General features: G+C 40.6%; 18 protein-coding genes. 13 read left to right on the forward strand and 5 right to left on the reverse strand.

Annotated elements, in window-relative coordinates; all coding sequences use genetic code 11:
- The first annotated feature begins 12 nt into the window (after nucleotides 1–12).
- From gldN to recA, 3 genes are all read left to right on the forward strand, one after another.
- A complete protein-coding gene (gene gldN / locus HMPREF1321_RS09305; RefSeq protein WP_009422380.1) occupies nucleotides 13–912 on the forward strand; it encodes a gliding motility protein GldN in 900 nt (299 codons plus the stop codon).
- A 105-nt stretch (nucleotides 913–1017) separates the two neighbouring features.
- Entirely contained in the window at nucleotides 1018–1344 is a 327-nt protein-coding gene (locus tag HMPREF1321_RS09310; protein WP_009422344.1) for a nucleotide pyrophosphohydrolase, read from the forward strand.
- A 68-nt stretch (nucleotides 1345–1412) separates the two neighbouring features.
- Nucleotides 1413–2582: a recombinase RecA gene (gene recA / locus HMPREF1321_RS09315; RefSeq protein ID WP_009410503.1), complete on the forward strand. Its 1170-nt coding sequence runs from the start codon at nucleotides 1413–1415 to the stop codon at nucleotides 2580–2582.
- 62 nt (nucleotides 2583–2644) lie between these two features.
- Here the strand turns inward: recA and HMPREF1321_RS09320 are convergent, their stop codons facing one another.
- The 5 genes from HMPREF1321_RS09320 to HMPREF1321_RS09340 form a co-directional block, all read right to left on the reverse strand.
- Nucleotides 2645–3310: an META domain-containing protein gene (locus tag HMPREF1321_RS09320; protein WP_034575987.1), complete on the reverse strand. Its 666-nt coding sequence runs from the start codon at nucleotides 3308–3310 to the stop codon at nucleotides 2645–2647.
- 66 nt (nucleotides 3311–3376) lie between these two features.
- Nucleotides 3377–3871: a TlpA family protein disulfide reductase gene (locus HMPREF1321_RS09325; protein ID WP_009418499.1), complete on the reverse strand. Its 495-nt coding sequence runs from the start codon at nucleotides 3869–3871 to the stop codon at nucleotides 3377–3379.
- 108 nt (nucleotides 3872–3979) lie between these two features.
- The gene (gene cysD, locus HMPREF1321_RS09330) at nucleotides 3980–4879 is read right to left on the reverse strand and encodes a sulfate adenylyltransferase subunit CysD (RefSeq protein WP_002674358.1); all 900 of its coding nucleotides are present in this window, start codon (nucleotides 4877–4879) and stop codon (nucleotides 3980–3982) included.
- Nucleotides 4880–5621: 742 nt separating this feature from the next.
- Nucleotides 5622–7940 carry an outer membrane beta-barrel protein gene (locus tag HMPREF1321_RS09335; RefSeq protein WP_009422437.1) on the reverse strand — a complete coding sequence of 773 codons (2319 nt, stop codon included), beginning with the start codon at nucleotides 7938–7940 and terminating at the stop codon, nucleotides 5622–5624.
- A gap of 322 nt (nucleotides 7941–8262) precedes the next feature.
- Nucleotides 8263–9213, reverse strand: coding sequence for a PhoH family protein (locus HMPREF1321_RS09340; protein WP_009422388.1), 951 nt, complete (start codon nucleotides 9211–9213; stop codon nucleotides 8263–8265).
- Between the two features lie 702 nt (nucleotides 9214–9915).
- On the opposite strand from HMPREF1321_RS09340, the gene HMPREF1321_RS09345 reads away from it, so the two are divergent.
- The 10 genes from HMPREF1321_RS09345 to HMPREF1321_RS09390 all read left to right on the forward strand — a co-directional run bounded on the left by HMPREF1321_RS09345 (nucleotide 9916) and on the right by HMPREF1321_RS09390 (nucleotide 17676).
- Nucleotides 9916–11046, forward strand: a complete 1131-nt coding sequence (locus HMPREF1321_RS09345) for a DUF4434 domain-containing protein (protein ID WP_009422403.1) — start codon at nucleotides 9916–9918, stop codon at nucleotides 11044–11046.
- Between the two features lie 21 nt (nucleotides 11047–11067).
- Nucleotides 11068–11490 (forward strand): ribose 5-phosphate isomerase B, encoded by a 423-nt coding sequence (gene rpiB, locus HMPREF1321_RS09350; protein ID WP_009422432.1) that lies wholly within the window; start codon nucleotides 11068–11070, stop codon nucleotides 11488–11490.
- Nucleotides 11491–11700: 210 nt separating this feature from the next.
- Nucleotides 11701–11955, forward strand: coding sequence for a hypothetical protein (locus HMPREF1321_RS09355; RefSeq protein WP_034576002.1), 255 nt, complete (start codon nucleotides 11701–11703; stop codon nucleotides 11953–11955).
- A complete protein-coding gene (locus HMPREF1321_RS09360) occupies nucleotides 11942–12250 on the forward strand; it encodes a type II toxin-antitoxin system YafQ family toxin (protein WP_034542772.1) in 309 nt (102 codons plus the stop codon). The genes HMPREF1321_RS09355 and HMPREF1321_RS09360 overlap by 14 nt, the downstream gene beginning before the upstream one ends.
- 85 nt (nucleotides 12251–12335) lie before the next feature.
- Nucleotides 12336–13076, forward strand: a complete 741-nt coding sequence (locus HMPREF1321_RS09365; protein ID WP_009422362.1) for a ThiF family adenylyltransferase — start codon at nucleotides 12336–12338, stop codon at nucleotides 13074–13076.
- Between the two features lie 264 nt (nucleotides 13077–13340).
- Nucleotides 13341–13634 (forward strand): hypothetical protein, encoded by a 294-nt coding sequence (locus HMPREF1321_RS09370; RefSeq protein ID WP_002674144.1) that lies wholly within the window; start codon nucleotides 13341–13343, stop codon nucleotides 13632–13634.
- Nucleotides 13635–13636: 2 nt separating this feature from the next.
- Complete coding sequence (locus HMPREF1321_RS09375) at nucleotides 13637–13927, forward strand: cell division protein ZapA (protein ID WP_009410520.1); 291 nt, start codon at nucleotides 13637–13639, stop codon at nucleotides 13925–13927.
- Between the two features lie 233 nt (nucleotides 13928–14160).
- Entirely contained in the window at nucleotides 14161–15729 is a 1569-nt protein-coding gene (gene rny, locus HMPREF1321_RS09380) for a ribonuclease Y (RefSeq protein WP_009422343.1), read from the forward strand.
- Between the two features lie 6 nt (nucleotides 15730–15735).
- Nucleotides 15736–16266, forward strand: a complete 531-nt coding sequence (locus tag HMPREF1321_RS09385; RefSeq protein WP_009422354.1) for a mechanosensitive ion channel domain-containing protein — start codon at nucleotides 15736–15738, stop codon at nucleotides 16264–16266.
- Nucleotides 16267–16305: 39 nt separating this feature from the next.
- Nucleotides 16306–17676 carry an SLC13 family permease gene (locus tag HMPREF1321_RS09390; RefSeq protein WP_009422373.1) on the forward strand — a complete coding sequence of 457 codons (1371 nt, stop codon included), beginning with the start codon at nucleotides 16306–16308 and terminating at the stop codon, nucleotides 17674–17676.
- The last annotated feature ends 6 nt before the right edge of the window (nucleotides 17677–17682 follow it).

Raw genomic sequence — 17682 nt, forward strand, 5'->3', positions numbered from 1 at the left:
CAAACCATTATTATGCACGTAAAAAATATAATATTATTATTGCTTTCAGTATTTGCATTTCAGCTCTCTAAAGCTCAGGTAAACATCTTAAACGCAAAAGTAGCAAGCGAAATAGGTGTTAAATCTGAAGCTCGAATAGAAGCTGATAATGACAAACCACTACCTTATGGCTATGTGGACGACCGCGATATCCTTTGGTCAGTAGAGGTATGGGAAGTAATCGACCTCAACGAGAGAGCTAACTTTCCCCTCCTTTTCCCTACTGATACCTTGGAAATAGATGCTTATCGTCGCTCATTGTATGATGTACTTTTGAAGAACATCAAAAATGGTAAAATTCAAGACATCTATGTAGATTCTTATTTTACTCAAACAAAAACAGCTGAGTCAATAGAAGCATCACTATCAAAGGTAGATACTTTAGATGTAGGCTATGAGCAACTTAACGCAGGTGAAGCTCTTTCTCCTGAATATGTAACTCATAGAAACTTAGAGTCTGCAGATATCGCTCAGTACCACATTAGAGGTATTTGGTATTTTGACAAACGCCAAGGTGAATTAAAATATCGTTTGCTCGCGTTAGCTCCTGTAGCTCCCGACGTAAACTTTATAGATTCTGATGACTCTACTATGTCGGCATTAGTACCTCTATTCTGGGTATTCTATCCGCAAGTACGCGATATTTTGCACGAAGCGAAAACCTTTAATAGGAAGAATGATGCTCGCCCTGTGTCTTTCGACCACGTTTTAAATGCACGAATGTTCAGTTCCGTGATATTTAAAGAAGCGAATGTATACGGCGACAGAAAAATCAAGGAATACCTCCCTGATAATGCACTCTTTCAATTGTTAGAAGCTGACAAAATTAAAGAGAAAATTCGCGACAGAGAGCAAGATATGTGGACAAACTAATTTTAAATTCACAGAAATATTCTTTAAACTGCTTTGAAAGAGCGTTGCTATCAAAGGCAATGCTCTTTTAAAGCAGTTTTTTAATAGAAAATAAATTTGTAAACTATGGATATCAAGAATGCACAATTAGCAGTTGATAATTGGATTAGAGAACACGGTGTTCGCTATTTTAATGAACTTACCAATATGGCACAACTTACTGAAGAAGTAGGAGAGGTTGCCCGTATTATTGCTCGCCGTTATGGAGAACAGTCCGAGAAAGAAAGTGATAAAAACAAAGATTTAGGCGAGGAACTTGCCGATGTAGTATTTGTAGTACTTTGCTTAGCCAATCAAACAGGGATTGACTTGCAAGAGGCTTTTGATAAGAAGATGCTAAAAAAAACACAACGAGACCACGACCGTCATCACAATAATGAAAAACTAAAATAATTACGCTATATTATTGTATTTATCATTAGATTTTGTATCTTTGCCCTATTAAAACAATCTAGTATAAAATGGCTAAAACAACAAAAGATAACAAGGAAATGAGTGTAGAAGAGGCTAAAAAACAAGCTCTAAAACTCACCTTAGAAAAATTAGACAAAACCTATGGCAAAGGAACTGTACGTGCCTTAGGCGATAATCCTGTCGAAGACGTAGAAGTTTACTCTACGGGTTCTATTGGGCTCGATGCCGCTTTAGGCGTTGGAGGATATCCTAAAGGGCGCGTAATCGAAATTTATGGACCTGAATCTTCTGGTAAAACAACTCTTACACTGCACGCTATCGCCGAAGTACAAAAAGCTAAAGGGACAGCTGCTTTTATCGATGCTGAACACGCTTTCGACCCTGTTTACGCACAACGCTTAGGTGTAGATGTTAAAAATCTACTAATTACTCAGCCTGACAGTGGCGAACAAGCTCTTGAAATTGCCGATGCTCTTATTCGTTCCAATGCAGTAGACCTCGTAGTAATCGACTCGGTGGCAGCACTTACTCCCAAAGGTGAGATTGATGGCGAAATGGGAGACTCTAAAATGGGACTTCACGCCCGACTAATGTCTCAGGCTTTACGCAAAATCACCGGTAGTATTAGCAAAGCAAAATGTATTGTTATTTTCATCAATCAGTTGCGTGATAAAATAGGTATTACTTTTGGAAACCCCGAAACAACAACAGGAGGTAATGCACTTAAATTTTATGCTTCTGTGCGTATAGATATCCGTAAAGATGGAGGACCTCAAGGAAGCGCTGCTATTAAGGACAGCAATGGCGAAATCATCGGTAATAAAACCAAGGTGAAAATAGTTAAAAACAAAGTAGCATCGCCTTTTAAAACCGCTACTTTCGATATTATGTTTGGCTTAGGCATCTCTAAGTCTGCTGAACTTCTTGAGTTAGGTGTTGAGGCTGATATCGTAGATAAAAGCGGTGCTTTTTATAGCTATAAAGGCACCCGATTAGGTCAAGGACGTGATGCCTCTATTGCAATGCTTAACGACAATCCAGAAATAGCTGAACAAATAGAAGTAGAACTACGCGAATGGCTTAAACATAATGAACTCTCTTCTAATCCTAAAAAAGGTAAAAAGAGTACTAAGGCTAAAGATAAAAAGGCAGTAGAACCTGAGTATTCTGAAGAGGAATACGATGAAGCCGACAACTATGACGAAGAAGATGATTAGTTAAACACCAATATAATTGAGAAAGGCTGTGCAGAACGCTCTGCACAGCCTTTCTTAAACAACTATTTCTTTGCAAAAGTAAGGAGTACGCCTCCTTGTTTATCGGTAAGCAACAGTTGGTCTCCTTTTAGTTGGTATTGTCTTACCTTTTGCATAGCCATACCAAAAGCATCAGCTACCTCCATTTTTTCTGCACAAAGCATTAGTGTAGAAGCTAAATCACCAAATACAAGTTCTTTATCGGTGAAGGTTTTAATACTTCCCATAAAGGTATTACAGCTGTCAGAGCCATTCACCTTCATTTCACTGATATTGAGTTTTAATGTAGGCTGTGCCTCAGGGGTGATAACCATTTCTCCCATACTCACCAGTTCCCATTCGCCTTGCAAATCAAATCGAGAGTCTTTCACCTTTTCTATTTCGCGCACCAAAGTATAAGCAACATTTGGTGCACCGGCGGAGGCGTCCTTCAGCGGTTTTTCGCTTACTTCTATCTTCTTAAAGTAGCCTTCTTCAAAGGTAAAACCTTCAATAGGAGCACAAAAAGTCTCCCATTGTGCTTTATTCAGATTATCGCCTTTGTACACTTGCAAGCACTGCTTTTTGCTACCTCCTGCACTGCTTTCTGCTTGGGAGCTATTTACCCAATATACTGCTTGGGTACTGGTAGAGCAACTCCCCAATCCTATGGCTACGCTCAGTAGCATCATAAACTTGATTTTCTTCATTGTAAAAATCTTTATATATTTTTTTAATGTCAGTTCAATATAACAAAAACGCCCGTCGCGCTGCAACTATTTGATGTATTTCTTCAGCGTTTTCATTAAATCATTAGCTCTTAGGTTATCTCCTTGCGACAATAAGTTTCCTTCCGGGTCTATGAGAAAAGGCGCAGGGATGCTCGTTACCCCATATTTCTCAGCGGTTTTGCCATCGTTGTCCCACACATTATGCCACACCATTCCTTCTATTTTGATAGCGTCCTGCCAAGCGTCTTTATCCTTAGGTCTATCTATCGATACTGATAGAATTACAAAATTCTTCCCTTTGAACTCTTTATACGCTTGTTTGAGGTATTTGTTTTCCTTCTTGCAAGGCATACACCACGAAGCCCAAAAGTCTACCAGCACATATTTACCACGTAACGAAGATAACGCTAACTTTTCACCATTAGGCTGTGGTAAGTTAATTTCAGGTACAAGGTTATGGCGTTGCAACGCTTGTGCAAAGGATTCCGCAGTTGCCAAAAAGAAAAGTGCTAAGGCTGTAAATAAAAATCTTTTTCTCATTCGTAATCTTGTTTTTTAGTTATTGTCTTTGGTCATACAAAAACCTGACCAAAGTCGTAGCACGACAAGCAATTCTTCATATCAGAATTAACTACTAACCACTAATCATTAAAAATATCCTCCTTTTTTACGGTCTTCCATTGCGGCTTCCGTTACTTTGTCGTCTATGCGGGTCTCACCGCGTTCCGAAATACGCGAAGCAGTAATCTCATTCACCACCTCTTCAAGAGTCGCTGCATTGCTCTCTACGGCAGCAGTACAGGTCATATCACCTACCGTGCGATAGCGCACACGCTTGTTTAGGATAGTATCGTTTTCATCTATCTGGATAAAAGGCGACACCGCAATAAGTCTACCTTCGTACTCAATCACCTCGCGATTGTGCGCAAAATAGATAGAAGGAAGCGCTATTTTCTCTTGCTGAATATAATTCCATACGTCTAATTCCGTCCAGTTCGAGATAGGAAACACCCGCACGTTTTCGCCTTTCTGTATCCGACCGTTGTAGATGTTCCACAGCTCCGGACGTTGTAATTTAGGGTCCCACTGACCAAATTCGTCTCTTACTGAAAAGAAGCGCTCTTTGGCACGTGCTTTCTCTTCATCTCTACGCGCTCCTCCTATGCAGGCGTCGAAGTGAAACTCCTCAATAGTATCCAATAAAGTGTGCGTTTGCAACCAGTTACGAGAAGCAAACTTACCTTTGGGCTCGGTAAGTCCTTTCGCTTTAATAGTGTCTTCTACTTGTCGCACAATTAGCTCCGCACCTATGCGTTTAGCAAGGGCATCGCGATATTCAAGAGCTTCGGGGAAGTTATGACCCGTGTCGATATGTACCAAAGGGAAAGGAATCTTCATAGGAGCAAAGGCTTTCATTGCCAAGTGCACCAAGGTAATAGAGTCCTTACCACCACTAAAAAGCAAGGCAGGACGCTCAAACTGCGCCGCTACTTCGCGCATTATGTAAATACTTTCAGCTTCTAATTGTTTTAAATGTTCTTTATTCACGATTGTTGATTAGTTAGAACCCCAAATTAAGGGTTAATATATGTTTTATAAATATTCTTGTTCGTGTACGATAGCCATCTTTATTTCCCTTATCAGCAAAAATAGTATTATGATAACTAACGTAACTTAGAAAGTACAAAGGTAGTACATTTTTTTTGATTTCAAAAATATACTACCTTTTAACAATTGTTTTCTGCTCTTTTCTCCTTTTCCCGTCGCTACATTCCCCCTTTGAAGGAAATCCACATCACCACTTGCCACTCTTCATTCTTCATTCGTCATTTCTTCCCCTTTCCGTCACTACATTCCCCCTCATTGAGGAAGTCCGCAAAAGCGGAGTATGTGTAAAGGGGGAGGTTCCCTCCTATTGCCTATGGCCTAAGGCCTATCACCTATTCCTCTTTCTTTCGCCTCGAAACCCTGTTTTTAACATTTTTTGCTCTGTTGTATTATATTATGAGTCAATCACTTATATACCCTTTCTATACCAATCGTCCAAGATTCGTATAAGCTTCCTATAAGCTCTCTATAAGCTAACCTCACCCTCCTTACAGCCTTTTTTCATCAAAAATCCTACCTCCCCTCTTCCGAACTTTTCCGTTTCCTTCCGAACACTCCTAACAGTCCCAACTATCGTTTTTTCATCTCAAACATTGCCCAAGTTTCAAACTTGGGCAATGTTGAATAAACTAACAATCCTCATTTTCCCATTTCCTCATTCTCTAATTTCCTAATTTGCTAATTACAAGCGGTTCTTCTCTTCTTCTCCCGCTCCTTGTCCTTTATACTTGCTTTGGGTGGTGTTGAAATTGTAGTTCAGTCCTACTTTAAAACTTATATTGCCGTAATTCTCAGCAGTACTATTGCTAATATACGGATTTTGTACGCGTGTGTGTTCATTAAGACCGTTAAAAGGGTCAGAAGCTACGGCATACACCGTAAGCGATTGGTGAAAGAACATACGGGCAACCCCCACGAACATTCCGCTCATATCCTTGTAGGCGTAGGCTTCTCGGTTTGAACCTTTGTTCATATAAATAAACATCGCTAAGATTAACCAATTCTCAGTAGGAGTAATTTGGTTCATCATTTCTACCATAAACCTACCTTCATTAGTGTAAAACACATTGTTAGCAAAAGGTTTTTTATAAGTGAGCGTGAGTTTAGGCATCCATTTGCCTATTTGGGTTTGAGCATTGAGTACGCATTTCAGTTCGCTAAAATCATCGTAATTGCGAATGGTTTTCTCAACGGCATCGGGATTGATGCTTGAGAGTTGGTAATCGGAATAGATACCCTTGTGAATATTCGAATAACTTACCGAAGCCGAAATAGGACCATAAGTAGCCAAGGCATTCCATTCATCAGTAAGCTGAGGCACAATATATGGGTTTCCGCGATTGTACAAGAAAGGAGAACTATAAGTGTTGTAATCGCTGAGCTCATAAAAAGCCGGACGTTTAATTTTGCGTGCATAACTAAAAGTCAGTTGGGTTTTGTCCCAAGGAAATGCGACAGAAATATTGGGTAACCAATCGCGGTAGGTCTTGCTTTTTACGGGGCTTTTTTGTCCGTTTTCGTAATAACCAAAGTCGGCGTACTCATAGCGCGTACCGAGTTTCAAATTCACCTTTTTGATAGGGTAAGAGAAACTCACAAAACCAGCCGAACGCGTTTCGGTATTCTTAATATCCGAAGCCGAAAGCACATTATCGGTATAGTCCTCAGTGCGATGCAGGTCGCTTGCCTCTATACCATAGTTTATAGCGCCCTTGCCAAGGGTTTGCAAGAAAGTAGTTTTGAGTCCCCACCAATCGGAAGCAGCATCGGAATGGGTGTGCACGTTACGAGAGGCAGTGCTGAGGAGGTTGCGCTCCACAATATCGGAAGTGTTATCGGAACGCTGACCGATATAATCTACATCGGTTTGCAGTTTCAGTTTGTCAGTAATTTTGCCTTCGTAATAGGCATTAATGCCTAACTTTTTATCTTGGCTAAAGCGGTCGTATTCATTGAGCCCTTTGGCAGTAAGGAGGTTATTTTTGAAGGTAGCGGTTTCTTGGGTGCTAAACCTATGTCCTACCCAAGGTTCTACACTCCCTCTCACACTTGCGCCTATGGAATGTTTATCGGAAATCTCGTGAGCTACCCCTATTTTAGCATTTATTCCTTTGGCATTACTTTCGTTAGTTTCGTCGCTCGTTACGCGCCAATCATTACTTTGGGTATGTACTTGCAAATCCTGATAAAGGTCGGCATTTTTCTTGTTGAAGTTGTTGAAGTTGCCTATAGTAGTAAACCAGTCGGTTTTGCCTTTGCGATAGTTGAGACTAAGCCAAGTAGTTATTAAGGCTCCTTTTTTTAACACATAATTTTCATTTTCAACCGACCCACTCAGTCCATCACCTTGTTTCTTTTTCAGTTTGATATAGATTACCGCACCCACCGTATTGTCGTGTTCCGCACCAGGTTGGGTTTCCAGCTCTATGCTCTCAATATCTTTGGGCGATAACTGATTCACCTCATCTAAATTGCGCACCCTGCGGTTATCGATGTAGAAGATAGGATTGCCTTTGCCAAACACCTCATAACCTCCACCGGTATAGGAAGTGCTCACCCCAGGCAAGAAGTTGATAAGCATTTCGGCTTTGGGGAGGTTCTGCAAGGTCGATTGCGCCACATTGGTACTGATGCGCGTACCCTTCTGTTCTAATATCGGGCGATGTGCACTCACCACTACTTCCCCTAACTGATTGGTAGCAGGGGTCAAAACAATGGTACCCAAGTTGCTCCCTGAGGGCGTAAATACCACCGTTTGGTATTCCAAATGCGTAATTTTGATAACCACCTTTTTACCCTCAGCGGCATTGGGTAGTTCAAAAACACCTCGCTGATTGCTTATTGCCCCTTTTACGAGGGTAGAATCGGGAAGAGTCATTAGGAGTACATTGGCAGCACTCACAGGCTTTTTTTCAGTATTCAATAAGGTTCCTTTAAAAGAAGATTGTGCAAAGCCATTGGCGGTTACTGCTAAAAGCAGTGATAGAATAATCTTTTTCATTGTTTGTATGGTTTTTGGTTACTAAATATAAACTAATTAATTTCACGGCGCAAAGATATAACAAATAAAAGTATTATGCAATACAAAGTACCATAAAAATAGCGTTATGATATCATTATTTTTTCATTACGCTGATTATCAATTATCTTTTCTTGATTATTTTTTAAAGAAGAAAGCTAATATTTTTCACTTTCTGCTCTATAAACGAAGAATTTTCAGAAAGGTTGGAATAAGAAGTAAAAAACTTTGCCAAAGGTCGTAGCACGACAAGCTACTTCAAACTTCAAAGTTTATACTGCAAAAAATGCTTGTCGTGCTACGTCTATTCGTTGTTCTCAATCGTCTTATAAGCCTCTATAATACTGCGAACCAGTGGGTGGCGCACAACATCTTTATCGTCTAAGTGAAGGAAGGCGATACCCCGTACTTTTTGAAGGATAAGCATCGCTTCTTTAAGTCCGGAGGAAACTTTGCGAGGTAGGTCTATTTGTCCAGGGTCGCCGGTAATCATAAACTTGGCATTGCGCCCCATACGGGTGAGGAACATCTTCATTTGGGCGTGGGTGGTGTTTTGTGCCTCGTCGAGGATTACAAAAGCGTTGTCGAGGGTGCGTCCGCGCATAAAGGCAAGAGGCGCAATCTCTATGATTCCTGCCTCAATAAAGGCGTTGAGTTTTTCGTGCGGAATCATATCGCGCAAGGCATCATAGAGGGGTTGCATATAGGGGTCGAGCTTCTCTTTGAGGTCTCCAGGAAGAAAGCCGAGATTCTCGCCTGCTTCCACTGCCGGACGAGTGAGGATAATCCTACGCACTTGTTTTTCTTTGAGGGCTTTTACGGCTAAGGCAACGCCCACATAGGTCTTACCCGTACCGGCAGGTCCTACGGCAAATACCATATCGTTTTGGTGCATCAGCTCTACTAATTTTACTTGATTGGGGGTTTGCGGACGTATGATTTTGCCATTCACGCCGTGCACAATGATGTCCTCTTCGCGCACTTTTTCGCTCTTCTCAGTATTAGTAGCCGAAAGAATACTATCGATAGTGCGCTCGTCTAAGCGATTGTATTTCGCGCAATAGGCGATGAGCTTTTCCATTTGTTTCTGAAAATCTTTTAGCAAATGTTCTTCGCCAAAGGCAATAAGTTTAGACCCCCGTGCTACGATTTTCAGCTTCGGGAAAAGCGTTTTGATGTATTTGATATTATTTTCGTCTTCGCCACAAAACACTTGGGCGCTCACGTCAGTAAGTTCTAAGGTTAATTCGTTCACTTTATTTAGTTATCAGTTAAGAGGTATGAGTTAAAAGTTTTGGCAAAGATATGAAAAAATTGTCAATTAGCCAATTTGTTAATAAGCAAATCACTCGTTAGATAAGTCCGCACCCTCAGCCCTGTCCGACAGCTCTCTCTAAGTCTCTCTAATTTACTAATTCTCTCATTTCCTAATTTCCCCCTTTTCCGTCATACTTCCCCCTATTGCCTATGGCCTAAGGCCTATCACCTCTTCCCTTTTCTTTCGCCTCGAAATCCTGTTTTTACCATTTTTAGCGCTGTTGTATTATACTATTTATCAACCACTTATATACTCTTTCTATACCAATCGTCCAAGATTCGTATAAGCTTCCTATAAGCTCTCTATAAGCTAACCCCACCCTCCTTACAGCCTTTTTTCACCAAAAGACCCCTTAGTCTCCTTCTGAAAATTCCGTTTCCTTCCGAATACTCCAACCCTCCATATTTTTTCATTCTCTAATCTGCTAATTTGCTAATTTTTCCCCGCCTGTCGTGCTACGACTGCCCGTGCGGCTCGCACCTTTGGCAAAGTTAATCCCCTCCGTTGGCACTTTTCTTGTAGCTCGTACCTCATTTGCTCATTTGCTCATTTCCTAATTCTCTAATTTTCCAATTTTCTCATTTTCCAATTTGCTCATTTCCTAATTACTTCTTACCTTTGCAAAAAATATTAAATAAGATGAAAAAATTAGTTTTATTTCTTACCATTTTGTCCGCTTTGCTATCAGCCTCTTGTAGCAAAAGCAACTCCGATGAACCAACCCCCAACCCCAACAACCCTATTGTCCCCACTCCACAACCCAACCCTAACCCGCAGCCTAACCCGCAGCCCAATCCACAACCTAATCCGCCTACCCCTTCCCCTTCCGATAAAAAGATACTTACAGGTACCTTCATACAGCTCTTTAACAAAGGCGATTGGAGCGAGGCTCAATGGGACAATTTTTTAGCCGAAATTAAAGACTTGGGTATGAACACCCTCATCGTGCAATACATAGGATATATAAATCCTTCTAATAACCTCACTTGGTTCGATTCAAACAATAACTTTACTACCACCAAAATTAAACCTACCCTACAACGAATCCTCGCCTCAGCTCAGCGTAAAGGCATAGAAGTGCACATAGGCTTGCTCTTTGATGAAAGTTATTGGCAACACCAAACCGATGCGTCGTGGCTACAAACTCAAGCCAATTATTGTATTGCTATTGCCGAAGATATCCAACGCCAGTTTGGTACTCACCCAGCCTTCAAAGGGTGGTATATCCCACACGAACCCGAGCCTTATGCTTATAATACCGATGATAAGATAGCTCTTTTCAGAGAGAAATTTATAGACCGCATCTCTAATCGTTTGCACCAGCTGAATAACAAACCCGTTTCAATTGCTGCCTTTTGGAATAGTGCACTTTCGTCTCCCGAACAGTTGCAACACTTTATGGCTGAACTCGCTAAGAGTAATTTAGAAATCATTATGTTACAAGATGGGGTAGGGGCACAACACGTAACCCTCAATCGCCTTGCTGAGTACTACCAAGCGGCTGAGCGCGGACTATTTCAGGAAAACAAAAACTATAAAGGCGTATTTTGGTCAGACCTCGAAACTTTTGCCTCACCTAATGGTCAGGTACCTTTTCATCCCGCCACTTTCGATAGAGTCAAACAACAACTCACTACCGCCTTCTCCATTCCCAAAGTAACCAAAGTAGTATCTTTTGCATATTTTGACGATATGTACACCCAAAGTCCCAAAAAAGCCCAAGCCGATGCTCTACGTGAAGCTTACAAACAATATATAAAAAACAAATAACAATAAAATTAACTGTTAAAAATGAAAATAGCCATAGGAAACGACCACGCAGGAGTCGATTATAAGAAAGCCATTGTAGCTTTTTTGGAAAGTAAAGGAATAGAAGTACTCAACTACGGTACCGATACTTCTGAAAGTGTAGACTACCCCGATTTTGGTCACGCCGTAGCCAAAGCCTTAGAAGAAAACAAAGCCGACCTTGGTATTGTGATTTGCGGTAGTGGTAACGGCATTGCAATGACCGCCAATAAGCACCCTCACATCCGCTGTGCAGTCTGCTGGACAAAAGAGCTCTCTGCTCTTGCTCGTGCCCATAACAATGCCAATGTACTGAGCATTCCCGCCCGCTTTACCGCCATTGAGCAAGCTGTAGATATAGCCAATACCTTTCTCAACACCCCTTTTGAAGGCGGTCGCCACGAAAGAAGAATAAAGAAGATTTAAATCGCATTTGCGTCGCTACACTTTGCCAAAGGTACGACTCGCACCTTTGGCAAAGTTAATTATAATCAATTGCTTTTAGTTATATTGTAGGGGCGATTGGCAAATCGCCTTCACAAAACAAAGCTTCTCGGACAGGCTTTTTTTGAAGAAGTAAATAATACTTTGTTAAATGAAAAAGATTTTATACTTTTGCCAAAAAATAGTAGTATTATGAATACAATCACATTACAAGCAACTATCAATGAAGCTGATTTTCCTACTTTCTTAAGTTTGTTCGAAAAGTTCAAAGTAAAAACCGTTCTTTTGAGTAAAAGAGAAGGGAAAAAAACATATCCTATTGAAACAGCTATTCCTAACGAGGAAACACAGAAAGCTTTTCAGGAAGTGAAAGAAAAAGGTCACCTTATGAAAAGATATAAAGACGTTAGACAGCTTTTTAAAGATATAGATGATGAACAGCTTTGAAGAAGAAGAAATAATTTTTGATGTTGTAGCAACTGTAGCTTTCAAAAAAGACAAAAAAAGATATAGCAAAAGCTCTAAGAAGATTGAAAAAGTTCTTAGTGTAATTGATATTTTACAGAGAAAAGGAGTAGAAGGCATTCCTAATGAAATGAAACCTCATTATTTAAAAGGGCAATATAAAGACTGTTTAGAATGCCATATAGAAGGAGATTTTCTTATTATATGGATACAAGATAATGAAGAAAAAGTAATCTATTTGATGAGGCTTGGAAGTCATTCTGAATTATTTAAGTAGAAAGTGTCCTTGCAGACAAGCACTGTTATCGACACTATAAAAGCGAATTATAAGCCCCTTCCTTTGCGATGGGGCTTTTTTAAATATGAATAATCATTGGTTAGAACGTACAGAGCTTTTAATTAAACAACAAGGTATTACCACTCTGCAAAATGCCCATATCCTCATTACAGGCTTAGGGGGTGTGGGCTCTTATGCTGCCGAATTTATAACTCGTGCAGGCGTAGGAGCTCTCACTATTGTCGATGCTGATACCATTTCTCTCTCTAATATCAACCGCCAGTTGCCCGCCCTTCATTCTACGATAGGGCAAGCCAAAACCGAAGTGATGAGAGCACGTCTTTTGGATATCAACCCCGAGCTGAAACTCACCGTCATTCACGAATTCCTCACCCCTGAGCGTGCTTGGGAAATCGTAACACCCGACTTCGATTATGTTATCGACTGTATCGATAGTATTACCCCTAAGCTGAACCTTATTCTTGCAGCTAAACGCAAACACGTAAAGCTCGTGAGTTGTATGGGCGCAGGAGGTGCTACCGATGTTTCCCAAATAAAAGTAACCGACCTGATGAAAACGTATAACTGTCCGTTGGCAAAGTTTATTCGCAAACGACTCAAAAACGAGCGTATTCACTCAGGTATAAAAGCCGTATTCTCTTCCGAAATAGTTTCCAAGGACTCTATGCAACGCACCGAAGGTCTCGACTATAAAAAGTCTTTCTATGGTACCATTAGCTTTATGCCAGCCGCTTTTGGGTTACACGCTGCTGCTACTGCGGTAAATTACCTATTAGCAAAACAACAAAATAAAGAAGAGCTTTAATTTAATATCAGTTCGTTATAACATAACACTGATTATTACTCTCTTTTGTTAAAACTAAGCAAAGAAAATCATCAACTTGTAATACAATCAAGTGATTTTTATTTATAACAACGCTGAGGTATGACTTTCTTTAAAACTTAAAAGTCCTTTTTTATGTTGATTATGAAAATCTTACATTTCTCAGTTTCATTTATTTTCTAAAAAAATTGCTTTTTTTAAAAAGAAAGCGTATTTTTGCCCCAAATATACAAAGTTCGCTGTTTGATGAGTGATTTAAAAAAGTTGGTAGCGTTATTAGAAGAGAAAGCCATTGTCTTACAGAGCAAATTCAATAGTCTTAGGGAAGAAAATGGCAAGCTAAAACAAACCATTGAAGAACTTCGCAGTGAGAAACAGTCGCTGGAAAGCACTATCACTACACTGAAAGAGAAGAACGAAACACTCGCCATAGCCAACCGTATATTAGGCAGTAAAGATAATAAAAGAGAAACCAAATTGAAGCTCAATACGCTCATTCGCGAAATCGATGCGTGTATTACTCAGCTTACTAAACAATAGCAATGGAACAGGACGGATTGAGAATTAAACTTTCGGTAGCCGATAGGTTATACCCTTTAACCATTGCTCCACAACAGGAAGAGGGTTTTAGAAAAGCCGCTAAAAAGATAAACGATATGATTCAAGATTTTGAAACCGTTTATGAACTGCGCGATAAACAAGATGGCTTAGCAATGTGCGCTATCGCTTTGGCAAGAGAAATAGAACAAGCCAAACTCAACGAAACGCACGAAGATGAATCCCTCAAAGAAACCTTAGCACAGGTGTACAACGCCTTAAACCAAATAGGTTAAAACACGTTCCTTTACATAGAAAACTTACTGCCTATATTGATTGTCCTTTCGGTAAACTCAACATTAACATTTCACAAAAGGGAGAGTTACAGCGGCTAAAGCGCGCCGGTCTTCAGTTGCCGGATACTTGCCCCACTGAGTATCCCTAAACCTGTTTTTCAGAGTTTTACGTGAAACATATTAATCAATATAGGCATTTTTTATATCAATATTTTATTTTTTAAACAACAAAGATGGATAGTACAGTTATTATAAGTATTGCAGTTTTTATCATTGCCCTTTTCATAGGGTTCGCTATCGCCAAATCGCTGGAAAAGAAGAACGCCTCTAAAATCATTCTCAACGCTAAGAATGAAGCCGACGTTCTTCTGAAAAATGCTAAAGCTGAAGCTGAAAATATCAAAAAAGACAAGATATTCCAAGCAAAAGAGAAGTTCCTTGAACTAAAAGCTGAACACGAAAAAACAATCACTGCCAAAGATAAAAAAATGGCAGAGGCTGAGAAGCGTATACGCGATAAAGAGTCACAAGTGTCTAATGAATTGGCACAAAATAAGCGCCTAAAAGATGAGTTGGAAAAGAAAACAGAAGAAGCCGACTTTCGCTTGCAAACTCTCGACAAAAAACAAGAAGAAATAGACCGCCTACACAAAAGTCAGGTACAACAATTAGAGGTTATTTCAGGCTTGTCTGCCGAAGAAGCTAAGAAACTACTCACCGATTCATTGCGCAGTGAAGCTCAAGCCGACGCGATGGCTTATATCCAAAACACCATTGAAGAAGCCAAGCTCACCGCTCACCAAGAAGCGCGCAAAATCATCATCAACACCATTCAGCGTATAGGCACTGAGGAAGCAGTAGACAATTGCGTATCGGTATTCAATCTCGAGTCTGATGAAGTGAAAGGTCGTATCATCGGTCGTGAAGGTCGCAATATCCGTGCCCTCGAAGCAGCTACTGGGGTCGAAATCATTGTAGACGATACCCCCGAAGCGATTATCCTCTCTTGCTTCGACTCGGTACGTCGCGAAATCGCACGTCTTTCTTTGCACAAGCTCGTAACCGACGGGCGTATTCACCCTGCACGCATTGAGGAAGTGGTTGAAAAAACAACCAAACAAATAGAAGAAGAAATTGTAGAAATAGGTAAACGCACCGTAATTGACCTCGGTATTCACGGACTGCACCCCGAGTTAGTAAAATGTGTAGGACGTATGAAATACCGTTCGTCATATGGGCAGAACCTCTTGCAACACTCACGCGAGGTAGCCAAACTCTGTGGCGTAATGGCAGCCGAATTAGGCTTAAATCCTAAACTCGCCAAACGTGCCGGACTTTTACACGACATCGGTAAAGTACCGCAGATAGAAAGTGAGACTCCTCACGCTCTCCTCGGTATGGAATGGGCAGAGAAATACGGCGAAAAACCCGAAGTGTGCAATGCTATCGGGGCACACCACGACGAGATTGAGATGACCTCCTTGCTTTCGCCTATTGTACAAGTATGCGATGCTATTAGTGGAGCTCGTCCAGGAGCACGTCGTCAAGTACTCGATTCGTATATACAACGTCTCAAAGACCTCGAAGATGCTGCTTTCACTTTCCAAGGTGTGAAGAAAGCCTATGCAATCCAAGCAGGACGTGAGTTGCGTGTAATCGTAGAAAGCGAAAGAGTAACCGACGATAAAGCCGCAGAACTATCATTCAACTTATCGCAAAAAATCCAAACCGATATGACCTACCCAGGTCAAGTGAAAGTAACGGTAATACGTGAAACTCGTGCTGTGAATATCGCGAAGTAAAGTTATATGAACTATATACAAGACTACCTATATCAAATCATTGCTACTGCCATTACATTGGTGGTCTTTATTGCTTTGCGTTACTTGGTGAACTCCATCATCAATAAGTTTGGAAAAAAAGCGGACTTCGGTGAGAGTCGTACCCATTTGGTAAAGAAGTATATAGACTATTTTATTTATGCGCTGGCTGCTCTTACCATTGTCTCTATTTGGGGAATAAAAACCGAACAGCTCTTTCTTTTTGTTACTTCGATACTTACCGTAATAGGGGTAGCGTTTTTTGCTCAATGGTCGATTTTGAGCAATATTACAGCGGGGATTATCGTGTTTTTCTCTTCTCCGTTTAGAATAGGAGATACGATTAAGATTTTAGATAAAGATTATCCTATCGAGGCTAAAATAATCGATATAAAATCTTTCTATACTCTTTTGAAAACAACAGAAGGCGAACAGATAAGTTTGCCGAATAATCTTTTGCTCCAAAAAGGGATTGTAATTGTTTCGGAAAAGAAATATGCGGTGAAGATAAAACCGTAAATTGCTTACGTGCTTTGCTAATAACAAAAACCCTAATATATGCTGACCAATTACATCAAACGTTCCGTGATTATAGCCATCGCATTGGCGGTAGGCTTTTTGCTCTATGGGTTGCTTCCTTATGAAGAGCCTACTAATAAAGGCTTGGCACTCCTTGCCTTTGTCGCTATCTTGTGGCTTACCGAAGCCATACACATTACCGTTACAGCACTCTTAGTTCCTGTATTGGCAATACTCTTGGGCTTAGAGAGTACCAAAAGTGCCCTACAAGCTTTTGCAAACCCTACAATCTTCCTATTCTTTGGAGGTTTCGCTATTGCTACTGCCCTGAGCGTACAAAAGCTTGACAAGTACATCGCTCATAAGGTGATTGCTATAGCCAGAGGCAATTTCCTGTTAGCGGTATTCTTCCTCTTTTTGGCTACTGCTTTGCTCTCTATGGGTATCAGCAATACAGCTACTGCCGCAATGATTATTCCTTTGGCAATGGGTTTGCTCAAAAACATCGACTACGAAAGTAATAAAGGTACGTATGCCTTTGTAATACTCGGAATTGCTTATAGTGCGAGTATAGGAGGTATGGGTACCTTGGTGGGTAGCCCACCGAATGCCATTGTCGCCTCTCAACTGAATATCACATTCTCAGAATGGTTGCGCTATGGTATGCCTACAGTCTTAGGTTTAATGCCTTTGATGATTGGTACGTTGTATGTAGTGTTCCGTCCGAAACTAAACATTAAAATCACCTCTACTGAAGGTGTAGTAGATAAGCTCAACGGCAAGCAGTATCTTACCATTCTCATCTTCCTTATCACAGCCCTTTGCTGGATATTTAGCGACCTAATTAACGAAACATTCACTTCTTTTATAGGCATCGAGAAAATCAAAGACTTTGATGCAGTGGTTGCAATGATTGCTGCCGTGTTCGTATGTTTCTTTGGTGTGGCCGAATGGAAACAAATACAAGAAAACACCGATTGGGGTGTGCTAATGCTCTTCGGTGGCGGACTCTCACTAAGTGTTATCCTTACACAATCGGGAGCGAGTAAGGCATTGGTAGACTCTGTGCAGTTTCTCATCGCTGATAGCAACTATTTTGTAATAGGACTTATGGTAGCTACCTTTATCATTTTCCTAACTGAATTTACCAGTAATACCGCCAGTGCAGCTCTCTTAGTGCCTATCTTCATATCGGTAGCCGAAAACTTAGGAGTTAATCCTTTGGGTCTTTCACTTATCATAGGTATAGGAGCCTCTTGTGCCTTTATGTTACCTGTAGCTACGCCTCCTAATGCCATAGCTTACGGTACGGGCAAGGTAAGTCAGCGCGATATGATAAAAGCAGGTTTTGTATTGAATATTCTTAGTATTATCTTTATATCAGTAGTAGCCTACTATTTTTGGAGATAATAGTTA

Origin of the sequence: Capnocytophaga sp. oral taxon 412 str. F0487, from assembly GCF_000271925.1 — a bacterium.
Classification (GTDB): domain Bacteria; phylum Bacteroidota; class Bacteroidia; order Flavobacteriales; family Flavobacteriaceae; genus Capnocytophaga; species Capnocytophaga ochracea.